This window comes from Pseudomonas baltica, assembly GCF_014235765.1.
Classification (GTDB): domain Bacteria; phylum Pseudomonadota; class Gammaproteobacteria; order Pseudomonadales; family Pseudomonadaceae; genus Aquipseudomonas; species Aquipseudomonas baltica.
The window spans coordinates 1-14,185 of record NZ_JACMYH010000011.1; the positions used below are offsets into that span (position 1 = coordinate 1).

At 58.8% G+C, this 14,185-nt stretch carries 12 protein-coding genes; 5 read left to right on the plus strand and 7 right to left on the minus strand.

The window, feature by feature from the left end; translation table 11 throughout:
- On the plus strand, positions 1-1,116 hold a 1,116-nt coding region (locus H7993_RS20235; RefSeq protein WP_244647104.1), incomplete at its 5' end, for an Arm DNA-binding domain-containing protein.
- 616 nt (positions 1,117-1,732) lie between these two features.
- Here H7993_RS20235 and H7993_RS20240 read toward each other — a convergent pair.
- Positions 1,733-2,428, minus strand: coding sequence for a hypothetical protein (locus tag H7993_RS20240; RefSeq protein WP_185795445.1), 696 nt, complete (start codon positions 2,426-2,428; stop codon positions 1,733-1,735).
- Positions 2,418-2,636 carry a hypothetical protein gene (locus H7993_RS20245; protein ID WP_185795446.1) on the minus strand — a complete coding sequence of 73 codons (219 nt, stop codon included), beginning with the start codon at positions 2,634-2,636 and terminating at the stop codon, positions 2,418-2,420. Before H7993_RS20245 ends, H7993_RS20240 begins: the two co-directional genes overlap by 11 nt.
- Positions 2,637-3,046: 410 nt before the next feature.
- Between H7993_RS20245 and H7993_RS20250 the strand changes: the two genes are divergently transcribed.
- Positions 3,047-3,568, plus strand: coding sequence for a GAF domain-containing protein (locus H7993_RS20250; RefSeq protein ID WP_185795447.1), 522 nt, complete (start codon positions 3,047-3,049; stop codon positions 3,566-3,568).
- Positions 3,569-3,589: 21 nt separating this feature from the next.
- Here the strand turns inward: H7993_RS20250 and H7993_RS20255 are convergent, their stop codons facing one another.
- Positions 3,590-5,677, minus strand: coding sequence for an ATP-binding protein (locus tag H7993_RS20255; RefSeq protein ID WP_185795448.1), 2,088 nt, complete (start codon positions 5,675-5,677; stop codon positions 3,590-3,592).
- A 1,069-nt stretch (positions 5,678-6,746) separates the two neighbouring features.
- On the opposite strand from H7993_RS20255, the gene H7993_RS20260 reads away from it, so the two are divergent.
- Together H7993_RS20260 and H7993_RS20265 are read left to right on the plus strand one after the other, a co-directional pair.
- Positions 6,747-8,942, plus strand: a complete 2,196-nt coding sequence (locus tag H7993_RS20260) for a TonB-dependent receptor (RefSeq protein WP_185795449.1) — start codon at positions 6,747-6,749, stop codon at positions 8,940-8,942.
- A gap of 299 nt (positions 8,943-9,241) precedes the next feature.
- Positions 9,242-10,135, plus strand: coding sequence for a hypothetical protein (locus tag H7993_RS20265; protein WP_185795450.1), 894 nt, complete (start codon positions 9,242-9,244; stop codon positions 10,133-10,135).
- Positions 10,136-10,209: 74 nt separating this feature from the next.
- Here H7993_RS20265 and H7993_RS20270 read toward each other — a convergent pair whose 3' ends face one another.
- Positions 10,210-10,491, minus strand: coding sequence for a BrnA antitoxin family protein (locus tag H7993_RS20270; RefSeq protein ID WP_185795451.1), 282 nt, complete (start codon positions 10,489-10,491; stop codon positions 10,210-10,212).
- A gap of 197 nt (positions 10,492-10,688) precedes the next feature.
- Here H7993_RS20270 and H7993_RS20275 point away from each other — a divergent pair, with 197 nt between their 5' ends.
- A complete protein-coding gene (locus H7993_RS20275; protein WP_185795452.1) occupies positions 10,689-11,258 on the plus strand; it encodes an isochorismatase family protein in 570 nt (189 codons plus the stop codon).
- On the opposite strand, the gene H7993_RS20280 is transcribed toward H7993_RS20275, so the two are convergent.
- Genes H7993_RS20280 through H7993_RS20290 form a run of 3 tightly spaced genes read right to left on the minus strand, consistent with a single transcriptional unit; the run spans position 11,171 to position 14,177 of the window.
- The gene (locus H7993_RS20280) at positions 11,171-12,268 is read right to left on the minus strand and encodes an ABC transporter ATP-binding protein (RefSeq protein ID WP_185795453.1); all 1,098 of its coding nucleotides are present in this window, start codon (positions 12,266-12,268) and stop codon (positions 11,171-11,173) included. The two genes, H7993_RS20275 and H7993_RS20280, sit on opposite strands and share 88 nt — an antisense overlap.
- Positions 12,265-13,293: an ABC transporter ATP-binding protein gene (locus tag H7993_RS20285; protein WP_185795454.1), complete on the minus strand. Its 1,029-nt coding sequence runs from the start codon at positions 13,291-13,293 to the stop codon at positions 12,265-12,267. The genes H7993_RS20280 and H7993_RS20285 overlap by 4 nt, the downstream gene beginning before the upstream one ends.
- Positions 13,290-14,177, minus strand: a complete 888-nt coding sequence (locus tag H7993_RS20290) for an ABC transporter permease (protein ID WP_122714788.1) — start codon at positions 14,175-14,177, stop codon at positions 13,290-13,292. The genes H7993_RS20285 and H7993_RS20290 overlap by 4 nt, the downstream gene beginning before the upstream one ends.
- Positions 14,178-14,185 lie beyond the last annotated feature (8 nt).

The window sequence follows — 14,185 nt, forward strand, 5'->3', positions numbered from 1 at the left end:
TTCATGTATCGGGGCGTCAGGTGCCGTGAGCGCATCACGCTCAAGCCCACCGCCACTAATCTGAAGAAGGCCGAGCAGCACAAAGCGGCGATCGAGCACGCGATATCGATCGGACACTTCGACTACTCGGTTACCTTCCCGGGCTCGCCCAGGGCTGCGAAATTCGCGCCAGAGGCGAGCAGAGAAACGGTCAATGGATTTCTGACCAGGTGGCTCGATGCGAAGAAGAAACACATCGCAAGCAGTACCTTCGAAGGCTACAGGAAAATGGTCGAGCTTCGGCTTGTTCCGGCCCTAGGCGATCACCTACTGGTCGACCTGAAGCGCAAGATCGTGCGTGACTGGCTAGATAGCCTCCTGGTAAGCAACAAGACGCTGAGCAATATCCAAAGCTGCCTGCGTTCGGCCCTTAACGACGCATGCGACGAGGAGCTGCTAGAGGTCAACCCGCTGGCCGGCTGGACGTATTCCCGCAAGGAGGCGCCGCCGAAGGACGATGACGTGGACCCATTCAGCGCGGATGAACAGGCTGCAATCCTGAGCGCGCTCAATGGTCAGGCCCGGAACCTGGTGCAGTTCGCTTTGTGGTCGGGCCTGCGTACAAGCGAACTGGTTGCGCTCGACTGGGGAGACGTCGACTGGATTCGAGGTGAGGTAGTTATCAGCAAGGCAATGACCCAAGCCGCAGGCGGTGTCGCGGAAATGACGAAGACCTCTGCCGGTCGACGCAGCGTCAAGCTGCTACGTCCCGCGCTGGAGGCGCTTAAAGCCCAAAAAGCTCACACGTTCCTAGCCGACCGGGAGATTTTTCAGAATCCTCGTACGCTCGAGCGTTGGGCTGGTGATCAGCCGATCCGGAAGACCATGTGGATGCCGGCGATGAAGAAGTCAGGCGTTCGATACCGACGGCCATATCAAACGAGGCATACCTATGCATCGATGATGCTGTCTGCTGGTGAGCACCCGATGTGGGTGGCGAAGCAGATGGGGCATACCGATTGGACGATGATTGCCAGGGTCTATGGCCATTGGATGCCTTCCGCAGACAGTACCGCGGGCACAAAAGCCGAACTAGCGTTTGCGCGTATAGAAGATACCAAAACAGCGAGAACTTAAAGTAGACATTCTAATTAGGAGCAGTTCGATTTGACTCTCCACTGAACTTACTTAGCGTGACTGATTTGGAGGGGAGCCCTAAGCCCTAAATTTTTAGCAGCCGTACCCCCAGCCACATAAACCTTACAAATGTGTGCCAACGAACTTTTAGCGAGGCGCATAGCATCCGTTCTATCATCAGCCTCATAAGTTAGATCCCAATGAATTAGCGGTCCGGCTTTCTGGTTTGGAGTTTGGAGCAAACTAAAAGCTCGAGGATCCTTGACCAGCTCGTTAACGTCAGATAACTTTAAGGAACCAGATGCATCCCGATCATCAACGTTGTTAAAGTTTTTTGTCGTAATAAGAAGCTCCATCAGGCAAACAGCATTCTGTTCGCTACACGTGCTCCGACCACTTAACTCGAAAAGGGAAGCGCTAGGCTCTCTAGGAGTGCCATCGGGCTCTCGCCTAATGCTGAACGCGGAAGGTTTGGCAGTAGGTACCCCGGCCTGCACTTTGTATCTGTAATGAGATAGATATCTCCAGATAGCATAAGCATTACTACTTGGCTGCTGCGCTTCACGAGTAGATGGCAGTGCTGACTCCATGTCGAGGTAAAACATAAATCACCCATTTAATAATCGAAAATATTTATCAATTTCCTAAATTTATAAGAATTGACTAAATAATCTGTGAGGTAAGAGTTTCCTGAGATTCTTGAAAAGCCCTCACCACCCTCCATAAATGTGAAGAAAATTTCTCCATCATCTTTAAAAACGAGATCAAGGGTCTTCTTTGCCCCACCTTTTAGGTGCCCTACCAAAGAAACTCCTAGCTGCCCGCTATCGTCATCCAGGTAAAATGCTAGTTCGTGGTGCTTCTCTTCTAAAAGCGGGAGAAATCTCAGCATACAAAATAGTGATTTTACATTTATAGGCGCAGCGTCGTCGTCGGACTCTAGCTCACACTCTATTAAGTGAAGTCGAGACCGAAGCACATAATTGGAAGGGATGTCATCAAACAAATCTCGAAGATCTGATGCCCTATAAACACGGGACTCAAATAGGCCAGCATGCTTTTGAAGCATATCGAGCATCAATTTATTCCAAGAGTCCCAAATTCCCGATTCACACGTAGACGAAGGGCGTTTATAGGACTCAATGGTATAATAACTTTTTGCCGTAACCTGTTTTTCATCCACCTCGATCCAAATCGGAAACTTTTGGCGCGGAGCCGCAGAGACTGACATATCCAGCTGGCGATAATTGCTAACCCCCGAATCTAGCAAATTCCGGGAAATAACTTTAGACAGGAAAGTACTACTTTTCATCGAGTTCATTCAAAAAATTTTGAAATTTCTGAGTTAAATCAATTAGTATTTCAGGCGTCAGCGCCCCTGAAAAGGTTACATCCAGATGAGATTCTCGGTCATCTAGAAATTCTAAAACAAGGTTATCGCCACTTTTCCCTAATCTAAAACCAGCAGGAAAAACTGTAGTGACATTCTTACTTACTGGTTTATCATCACTATCCGACATTGTGGCCCGTCTCCATACCGGTCTAAAAGCAAAAAAGGCACATGCCTAGCCCCAGTGGCTTATACCTGACACACACCACAATGTACAGCTTGAAGCCTTGTCGCAGGTACGCACCGCAGCGTGCGAGCCGTTACGAAGGCGATCTTCAAGTAGCACAAAGGCAATAAATGACAGGAAAATGGCAGCTTCAGCTTTCAGAACCGCACCTTACCAGAGCCGGACGGGGGTTCAAATCCCCCCGGCCCAAACAAGCTTCACAAACCAGGCACCTTGCGTAGCGCACAACGGCTTTTTTGTACCTGAATGCTCGGTTTTGGCTGCATAGCGCCTATGTCACAACATCGCTCCATCTCCCCCCTTGCAGAACCTCAATCACAGGCCGCAAACTCCCCAAAACGACGAGGTACCCCATGGCACTCGACTACCCTCCCAGCCTCCTTTCCCAGGAAGAACGCGCAGCCATTGCTGAAATCGAAGCCACCACCAACATCCTGCGTCTGGTGACCCGGCTCACCAACATGCGTTTCGCCGCGATCACCAAATTTGGCGACGCTGAGTTGGTGATCTGCTCTGTGCACGACTCAGCTGACCTGGGAATTGCTGCAGGTGAGGCTTTTCCGCTGGAAGACACGATCTGCAGCGAGTTTCAGCGGGATCCTGCGCCGTTGCTGATCCCGAGAGTGAGCCATTACCAGAGCTTCGCCTCACGACTGATCGTCAAGACCTATGATCTGGACAGCTATGTAGGCGTGCCTATTTTCCTGCCTGATGGCCGGTTGTACGGAGCGCTTTGCGCGATCGATTCGCGGCCTGTGCTGTTTGAAGATCCGGATGTGTGCGAAACGCTGGAGATTTTTGCCCGTTTGATCGGGTGTATATTCTTTGCGAGCCTGGCGGTGAAGGTGGCGAGTGCCGGGATTGAGCTGGAGTGATTTTTGGAAGGCGATGCTAGCTCAGGTCACCTTCGAGCGATGTGCACACACCGCCCCACACAACAGGCGCGATAACTGCTCCACTGAATACGGTTTATGCAACAACTCGAATCCATCAGTTCCCTTCTCTGCCAGCACATGGCTGTATCCCGATGTCAGCACTACAGGTAATCCTTCGTATCGTCGTCGAATCTCATGGGCCAGCTCGATACCCGTCATCCCCGGCATTACCACATCGGATAACACCACTTTGAATCGGCTGGCGTCTCGGGCCAGCTCGGTCAATGCTTCCTGTCCATTGATGGCAAGGACTGGCTGGTAGCCCAAATCCGACAGTGATTGCATCGCAAAGGCGCCCACCTGAGGGTTGTCTTCGACGATTAATACACTGGTGCCGTGTCCGTGTACCAATTCATGGGTCGCCTCGACACTCCGTGGCTCGCGCGGCTCGGATGCCTGGGGCAGGTAGAGTGTGAATGTGGTGCCTTGATCGACTTCACTGTCCACGGTGATCTCGCCACCCGATTGCTTGGCGAACCCAAACACTTGCGACAGGCCCAGACCCGTGCCCTGCCCCACGCCTTTGGTGGTGAAAAAGGGCTCGAATATCCTGCCAAGGTGCAGCGGCGCGATGCCGCTGCCGGTATCGGTCATCGAAATCACCACTTGAGGCTGTTCGCCAGACTCGGCCCCCCGGCTAGCTGGGCCCACTCGGATGATGAGGCGCCCCTGGCCGACCATGGCGTCACGCGCGTTGACGGCCATGTTGACGATTGCCATGTCGAACTGAGAGGGGTCGGCGATCACGAAGTGGCTATGTTCGGGGATCTTCATCACCAGCTCCACTTCGGCGCCCACCAGCGTCTTGATCATACTGGCCAGGGCCCGCAGGTTCTCGGCAGGTGCGAACACCGTTGGTTGCAATGCCTGACGACGGGCGAAGGCAAGCAGTTGCGAGTTAACTTTGGCGGCTCGTTCGACGGTGTCGGCGATGGCTGAGACATAGCGCGCCCGTCGCTCGTTGGAGAGATCAGGCCGTTTGAGCAGGTCAGTCGACGACTTGATCACGGTCAGTAGGTTGTTGAAGTCGTGGGCGACGCCACCGGTGAGTTGGCCGATGGCTTCCAGCTTCTGCGATTGACGCAGGGCCTCCTCGGCGGCGGCCAGGGCGTTGGCGCTCTCCCGCTCGGCGGTGAAGTCGCGGCCCACGGCGTTGATCTGCTGCTCGTCTGGCTGGGTCGACCAGGATATCCAGCGGTAGCTGCCGTTCTTGTGGCGGTAGCGGTCGTCGAACCGGGCGTAGGCATGGCCATCAGCGGACAGACTGGCGCCCTGCTGGGTGTGCGCCAGGTCGTCGGGGTGGATCAGTTCGAAAAGCGACAGGCCGATCAACTCGGATTCCTGCCATCCCAGCAGGTCGGTCCAGGCGGGGTTGACCGCAGTGATGACGCCGTCGAAAGTGCAGCGCAGCATGATGTCCGCCGACAGCAGCCAGAGTCGGTTACGGTCAGCGGTACGGCGGGAGACTTCTTCTTCAAGCCCGGCGTTGAGCTCACTCAGGCGCAGGAGAGCCTGGGCCCGTTCGTGCTCGGCGCGGTCCCGTTTGCGATCGGCGAGCACTTGCTGAGTCATTTCAGAGGCCAGCAACAGAACGCCTTCATAGCCGCCGCTTTCGCCCTGCACAGGCGAGAAGCTGTATGTCCATACGGTCTCCTCCTGTTGGCCATGACGCTGCATCATCATCGACAGGTTCTCTATGGAGAAACCATCGCCTGTGGCGAGCACCTGTGCCACTTGGGGGCTAAGCACCGGGGCGATATCGGTGAGCACCTCCGGCATCGGGCGACCGAACGCGGCGGGATGCCGATCGCCAAGTGCCAGGCCGTAGGCGTCGTTGTAGAGCAGCCATTGCTGGGGCCCCCAGTAAAGGGCTGCGATGCCTTTGGTGTTCAATACCAGCGACAACGAAGTGCGCAGGGATGCAGGCCATGAGCGGTAATCGCCCAATGCGGTGCTGGACCAATCCGTGTCGCGCACCAGGTCCCCCATTTCTCCGCCGCCGATCATGGGCGGGACAGGAGCCAGTGTATTGGGGGAGGCAACTGGCATGGGGGACGTCCAAGGGGATAGGGCTGGAAGTGTGAGTGATTGTGGATAGAGCGGCAATGCTTGGGGGAGTTCAGGCAAGTCTCCTTCACGACCCACAAGCCTCTTTGTATTTATGCTCGTGACACTGCTTGCAAAGAAGGGTCCTACCCCATCGGACTAAACCCCGAACCCGCCGAACAATACCGCTCCCGCAGTGCCGGATTCCGCTCTGAACGGCACTGCTCTTTGAACCACTGCTTCGCGCCTTTCCTGCACTCGCGGTATTCAATCGATCCAGTCCGGTAACCGCTGCACACGCTACCGTAATCCACCCGGTTATCGCTGACACTCCATGAAGCGGTGTATGAATTCTTCCTGTCCCAACCGAGTATTTGGTGCGACTCAGAGCTACTGCTGCTACCAGCGCGCCGAACCGGCTGAGTACCCTGCCCCGCCTTGTACTCCGCCAGATACTGCGCCGACACCATCCCCTGCACGGCTCGTTCCTCCCGCGCTGGCCGAGGCGCATCGCCATACCGACAGCGCAACGTCTGATCACTAATCGCATTGTCCGCGCCCATGCACTCCTGCAGGCTTTTTGGCGCAGCTGGAGCCACTGCTCGCACAACGGGAGCAGATACAGGCGCAGGTTCAACAACGGGCCGTTCCAACCGCTCAACCGGTTGAGGCATCGGAGCCGTGCGCGCCGGCTCCAGATACGCCGCAATCCGCGACCAGTTCATCCCCACTGCCACCACTGGCACCAACAGCCAACACCACCACCCCGGATGTACACGTTGCTGAACACGTGGTCGCGGCGCTATGGGCTCGTCGAGCAGGTCGTCTTGAAGGCTCATTTGAATTCCATTTCCCAGACAAAGGTAGAAACACCATCACTGAACTAACTATCGGTAACCCTTTGCCATTCTTTAGACGTTGCTCCTGCTCTGCACCGTCATAGTGCCGTGTGAAAAATCCCTTAAAAAATCGTTAACGCTTTGTGAAACTCTTGCTAGGATATTCGACTGAGATTCATTCGCACCTGCCAGGAAGGCGCCCCTTAACTTCTATCTTCGTCGGAAATCCTTCCATGGTCCTTCGTTTTCCTTCTCGCCCTACTCTTCTGGCGGTGTGCTGCTCTGTGAGCATCGGCGCCCACGCGGCGGACGCTCTCGTGCTCGATGCCACGTCGATCGACGCGCAAACCAACAAAACCACCAAGGGCGCTTCACCTGATGTGTTTGCCGGTGGTCAAGTCGCACGCGGTGGGCAGATGGGTGTGCTGGGCAACCAGGACAACATGGATGTGCCGTTCACGCTGACCAGCTACACCTCGAAGCTGATCGAAGATCAGCAGGCGGAGGACGTGGGCGATGTGTTGCTCAATGATCCGTCGGTGCGTCAGTCGTTCGGTTTCGGCAACCAGGCACAGGTGTTCGTGATTCGTGGTTTGCCGCTGTCCAGTGATGACATTTCCTACAACGGGTTGTATGGGGTGTTGCCGCGGCAGATCATTTCCACCGATGCGGTGGAGCGGGTCGAGGTGTTCAAGGGGCCGAACGCGTTCATCAATGGCGTAAGCCCGACGGGGACCGGGCTGGGCGGCAGTGTGAACCTGGTGCCCAAGCGGGCGGGTGATGAGCCTATCCGGCGTTACACGCAGGACATCAGTACCGATGGCCGCGTGGGCGAGCACCTGGACCTGGGTCAGCGGTTCGGCGAGGACAACCGTTTCGGTGCGCGGGTGAACCTGGCGCAGCGCGAGGGTGATACGGCGATCGACGACGAGTCGCAGCGCACCAAGCTGTTTACGCTGGGGCTGGATTATCGGGGTGACAACTTCCGCCTGTCTGGCGATTTTGGTTATCAGAAGCAGCGCATCAACAGCCTGCGCAACTCGGTGCGCCTGGGCACGATCACGAGCATTCCGCGGGCGCCGGATGCCAACCATAACTATGGCCAGGATTGGACCTACAGCCAGACCGAGGACACCTTCGGCATGTTGCGTGGCGAGTGGGACCTCAACGAGGACTGGACGGCCTACGTGGCGGGTGGCGCGAAGCACACGCGTGAGAACGGTGTGTACGGCACGCCGGTACTGACGAATTCGAACACGGGCGCGGCGACCATCGGCGGATCGAAGATTCCGCACGACGAAGACAACGCCACGTTCATGACCGGGATCAACGGCAACTTGCAGACCGGGCCGGTCAGCCATCAGATCAGCCTGGGCGCGTCGAGCATCTGGACCGAGCAGCGCAATGCCTATGAGTTCTATCAGTCCACGGGTACCACCAATATCTACAACACCGCCTCCCTGGCGAAGCCGACTGCAGTGAGCTTCGCAGCCGGGGACATGAGCGACCCAGGCATCACCGGCAAGACGCGCAACCGCAGCCTGGCGGTGTCGGATACTTTGGGTTTCTTCGACGACAAGGTACTGGTGACGGCCGGGCTGCGGCGCCAGCAGTTGCTGGTGCAGAACTATGCCTATGAGTCGACCACAGGTGTCGGCGGCTCGCGCACTTCCATGTACGACGAGGCGATCACCACGCCGGTGTATGGCATCGTCTACAAGCCAGTAGAGTCGGTGTCGCTGTTTGCCAACCGTATCGAGGGGTTGTCGGCGGGGCCAACGGCGTCGGGTCAGGTCGTCAACGTGGGTGAGGCGTTTCCGCCGGGGCGCACCAAGCAGGTGGAAGCCGGGATCAAGCTGGACAAGCAATCATGGGGTGCCACGCTGGCGGCGTTTCGCATCGAGCGGCCAACCGATGGTTTCACGCAGAGCTTTGCAGCGCCCGGTGGCGGCACCGTCAATGTGTATGTACGCGATGGCAAGCAGGTCAACCGTGGGGTCGAGTTGAGTGTGTTCGGCGAGCCGGTGGAAGGCTTGCGCTTGATGGCCGGCGGTACGCGCCTGCAGTCTGAACTTGAGGACACAGCGGGCGGCTTGAACGACGGCAACCACGCCATCGGCGTGCCGACGTTCCAGCTCAATGCAACGGTGGACTGGGATGTACCGGGGCTGAACGGCCTGGCACTCAACGCCCGTGCCCTGCGCACCGGCGGGCAGTATGCCGACCAGGCGAACACTCTGAGCCTGCCCACCTGGAACCGCTTCGACGCGGGCGCGCGTTACACCTTCAAGGTCGAGCGCAAGGCGGTCACCCTGCGCATGAACGTGGAGAACATCACCGACAAGAACTACTGGGCCTCGGCCAACGGCGGCTACCTGACCCAGGGTGAGCCACGGCTGGTGAAGTTTTCCGGGACGGTGGATTTCTAACGGGTGATGTTTATGGGCGTGGATGATGCAGGAGCAACTCCTGGTCCACGCCCAGCGCGTCGATGCACTGCAGTGCGTTGTATGCGCGTAATGCTTGGCTAACTACCACGTCACACCATTTCAGTTTCGAGTTATTGCCCCGCCCTTCTCTTGGAAAACAGCCCTGTTAGGATTGCCCCCCTTTTGCTGGCTTGGTAGGAAAAACACCCTCAGGCCGCATCGGACAGGGTGGCCAACAGCTGGCCATGTCCTGTGACTCAATCGTCATCGATCCCCCGGGTAAGGTTTCAGGTACTGATATGCAATGGTTGAAGGACAAGTACGCGGCCACTTCAATGGCACATCGGCTTTATATGGTTTCGATAGTTCTAGTCTTCTTGGGTTTGTTACTGTCCAGAAGCTGGGGCACGGCCGCTTTGGATGTAACCAGCATGATTGCTGCTGGCTTCATGATTGCGGGCTTCATCATGTGGTGTCTGCCAGTGGCCCGCTGGATGCGTAAGAAATGGCATAAGCCGTTGTACAAGACGCCTATCGTTCTGTTGCACTTGTTGGCACTGCTGGTCGCAACCGGGTTGTCGCGCTTTGCTGTTTCCGAAGCATTGGGCTTGCCGCCGCAGTCTTTTGATTTGACGGTCGGCCTGCTGGCGTTGCTGTTCTATATACCGGCGTGGATGGCGGTGGTGGCTTTTTTGCTGTTCCTTGGTGGACTGCTGCTGCTTGCAGTCACAGGTATTGCGGTGGTTGTTTTTGCGGCTATTCAGATGGGTGCGTCATTCCTGAAAATCTTCGGCGTTAATTACTCTCCTCAGTTCAATCCGGCTATGGCGTTGTTCCACTCCGGAGGCGCTATTGCAGCTGGCATGGTGCTGGTTGCGTGCTATTCGTTCTTCACTGACAGTTATCAGCCTTGGGTGCTGTCGGCGATCAGAACGACTGCCGTGATCGCCGATTTTCACCCTGCTCCGAATTACCCCGGTGTACGACCCGGCGAAAGAATCCACCCGTTGGATAACGGTTACACGGCCTATGCACAGGAGCAGCCTGACCACAGCATCGTGATCGGCGTCAGGACGCAGGAGAACAGCGCACATGATCAGCCGTTGGCCAATCCCATCCCCTCTCCGGGGCAGGTGATGAGGCCGCTGTTTGAGCGGTTGTCTGTTCCGGTAGAGCCGGGAAAGGCGTCCTGAACGGAGCAGCAGAACTACAAGCTCATCCGTAAGAAGCTAGACATGGCCACGACGTCCACTACGAAAACCCGCCGTTAACTCTGCACATCCGAAGGGTCATGGGTCTTGAGCCAGTCCGCCAACGCCGCATTCATGCGCGTTTGCCAACCGGGCCCGGAGGCTCGGAACTCAGCGAGCACGGCAAGTTCGATACGGATCGAAATACGCTCACGCACAATGCCAGCCTTGGGCCGGCCACGGCGGATCACTCGAGTACCTACGTACTCGTCGGCACGCTCGAAAAAGGCGTCGGTCAGCTCCGGAGCATCATCAGGATCGATCCAGTCGATGTCGGTAGCGGTCTTGTTCTCGCTCATTGGCTTTCCTCATGGAAATGATGCGGCGCACGGGATCCACACCCCGAGGATCACTCGCGCGTGCACAGGCCTGCGGCGCTGAAGATCATAGCTGTTTCAGATACGCCTGCCACGCCCCCACATTTCCCACCGCCCATTGAAGCCACCTGCCCCTTACCGCACACTGACCCCATTCTTTTCCGATAAAACGGCCTTCCATGAGCGACCAGCCCAACCCCATCCCTCTCATCATCCTCGACGTGCAAGACGCCATCGACCAGCCGAAGTGGAATGGCAAAAGCAACCCTGGCTACCTGGAAACCATTCAGCGGCTGCTGCAGCTTTGGCGTACGAATGGTTGGCCGGTGATGCACGTGAAGCACGATGAACCAACGCCCACATCGACGTACCACACTCACGGGCCGTGGAATGGCATCAAGCGGGAAGTCGCCCCACTAGACGGCGAACCGGTGATCACCAAACAGCAGAACTGTGCGTTCATTGGTACCGAGTTGGATACCTTGCTCAAGGCCATGCAGGTGAAGCGTTTCGTGCTGACGGGCGTGGTTATCCACAACAGCATGGATGCCACCGTTCGCGCAGGAAAGGCGTTGGGTTACAGCATCACCCTTCCCTCGGACGCCACTACCGCGGTACCCGTGACGGGGGCGGATGGGACCGTATGGGATGCGGGGACCGTTCATGATCTGACATTGGCGATACTCGGCAGCGAGTACGCCGAGGTGGTGCTGGCCAGCGATGTCGTCGAGGCGCTCGGGCTGGCGTGATCGGTGAGCGGCGAAACCAACTCCAAATCATCCCGAATACACGCCACCCCATGCGCCACCCCCACCTCCCTCAACAGTGGCCGATCCTGTGCGCAGGCGGGCAGCACGTAAGGGCAGCGGGTGCGAAACGCACATCCCGAAGGCGGTGAAATAGGGCTCGGGATATCCCCTTGTAGCACGATCCGCTGTCGCCGCTGCCCCGGTTCGGGCATGGGGATCGCCGACATCAGTGCTTCCGTGTACGGATGGCGCGGGTTGCTGAACAATTCTCGCGTGGGCGCGATTTCGACGATGCGGCCCAGGTACATCACGGCGACGCGGTCGGCGATGTGGCCGACCACGGCCAGGTCGTGGGTGACGAACAGCATGGTCAGGCTCATCTGTCGGCGGATGCGCGCGAACAGGTTCAGCACCTGGGCCTGGACCGATACGTCGAGAGCTGACACCGGCTCGTCGGCCATGATGAATTCGGGCTCCAGGGTCAGGGCACGGGCGATGCCGATGCGCTGGCGTTGGCCGCCGGAGAATTCGTGGGGGTAGCGGTCCAGGTACTGCGCCGCGAGGCCGACGGTTTCCAGGGCCTGCCCGGCCTTTTCGCGGCGCCCGGCGGCATCGAGTTCAGGGTTGTGGAAACGCAGGGGCATGGCGAGGATTTCGCCGACGCTCATGCGCGGGTTGAGGGAGCCGTAGGGGTCCTGGAAGATCATCTGCATGCGCTTGCGATAGGGTTTGAGCTGGCGGTCGTTGAAGGGCGTGATCTCGGTGTTGTCGAAGACGATGTGTCCGTCGGTGGGCGGGTCGAGCATCATCAGGCTGCGGCCCAGGGTGCTCTTGCCCGAGCCGCTTTCGCCCACCAGGCCCAGCACTTCGCCACGGGCGATACTCAGGTCGACGCCATCCACCGCGCGCACCAGGTTGTCGTCGCGGTCGCGGCGGCTGGCGAGAAACGTCTTGCGCACGGGGAAGTGTTTTTTCAGGCCGACGACGTCGATCAGGGGACGTTCTTTCATCGTGCACCTCCGTGTTCGACGGGCAGTTCGCGCCAGCGCACGCAGCGCAGGTCATGGCCCAGTTCGATTTCTTCGAGATCGGGCGCCTGGCTGTCGCAGCGGCCGGCGATGCTGTAGGCGCAGCGCGGGTGGAACGCGCAGCCGCTGGGCGGCGAGCTGGGGTCGGGGACGAAGCCGGCGATGGTGCCCAGTTCACCCTGCGCCAGCCCGGCCTGTTCGAAGCGCGGCACGGCGGCCAGCAGGCCGCGGGTGTAGGGCATGCGCGGTGAGGACAGCACCTGGCTGACGCTGCCCTGTTCGACGATACGCCCGGCGTACATCACCATGACCCGGTCGGCGATTTCCGCCACAACGCCGAAGTTGTGGGTGATGAACAGGATGGCCATGCCGCTCTTCTTCTGCAGGCTGCGCAGCAGGTCGAGAATCTGCGCCTGCACGGTGACGTCCAGCGCCGTGGTGGGCTCGTCGGCGATCAGCACGTCCGGCTCCATGGCCAGGGCGATGGCGATCATCACCCGCTGGCGCATGCCGCCGGACAGCTCGTGCGGGTAACAGTCCAGGCGCTTGACCGGCTCGGGAATGCCGACCTGCTCCAGCAGTGCCAGCGCACGAGCACGGGCGTCGGCCTTGCTCAGCGATTGGTGGAAGCGGATCGCCTCGGCGATCTGGTCGCCCACGCGGTGCACCGGGTTCAGCGAGGTGAGCGGTTCCTGGAAAATCATCGCCACCCGATTGCCGCGCACGTGGCGCATCTGCTGCTCGCCCATGGCTACCAGGTCGATGGGTTTGCCGTGGTGGTCGGCGACGATGGCGCTGCCGTCGATACGGGTTTTCGGCGCCTCGGCGAGCAGTTTCATGATGGCCAGGCTGGTGACACTCTTGCCTGAACCGCTCTCACCCACCAAGGCGAGGGTTTCGCCGGCGCCGATGGTGAAGTTGATGTCGTGCACCACAGGGACGTAGCCGGCCCCCTTGCGGAAGGCGACGTTGAGGTGCGCCACGGCAATCTTTTCATCTGCGTTCATTTCAGGTCGCTCCTGCCGTCCAGCGCGTCGCGCAGGCCGTCGCCGATGAAGTTGAAGCTGGTCACCGCGAGAGTGATGGCCAGCCCGGGAATGATCGCCAGCCAGGGCGCCTTGCCCAGGTACTGCTGGGCGGCGTTGAGCATGTTGCCCCAGCTGGGCAACGGTGGCTGGATGCCGTAGCCGAGGAAGCTGATGTACGCCTCCAACAGAATGGCGTTGGCGATGGTCAGGGTGGCCGCGACGATGATCGGGCCGATGGCGTTGGGCATCAGTTCGCGGAACATGATCCAGCGGTTGCTGGCGCCGATCATGCGTGCGGCCAAGGTGAAGTCGCGCTCGCGCAGCGAACGGATTTCAGCCTCGACGATGCGCGAGATTTCCATCCAGCTGGTCACGGCGATGATCAGGGTGATCATCATCGGGCTGGGCTTGGTGAACGCTGCCAGCACCAGCACCAGAAACACGCTGGGAAAGGACAGGAAGGCATCGACGAAGCGCATCAGGCCGGCGCCCACCCAGCCGCGGTAGTAACCGGCGATGACGCCGATCAGGGTGCCGATGACGATGCTGATGAGCATGGCGCAGAAACCCACCATCAGCGAGATGCGTCCCGCGTTGAGCAGGCGCGCGGCGGTGTCGCGGCCCAGGGCGTCGGTGCCCAGGTAGTGATTGCCCGTGAGCGGTGGCGCGAAGCGGTTGCGGATGTCGATGGTCAGGTCGTTGTAGTGCAGCAGATAGGGGCCGAACACGCAGGCCAGCACCAGCACGGTGATCATCACCACGCCGAGCACGGCCAGTTTGTGGCGCATGAAACGGCGCAACGTCGGGTTGGCCAGCCACGCCCAACGGGGCGAAGCGGGCAGGTAGCGAGTGGCAGTGGTCATCGGCAGTA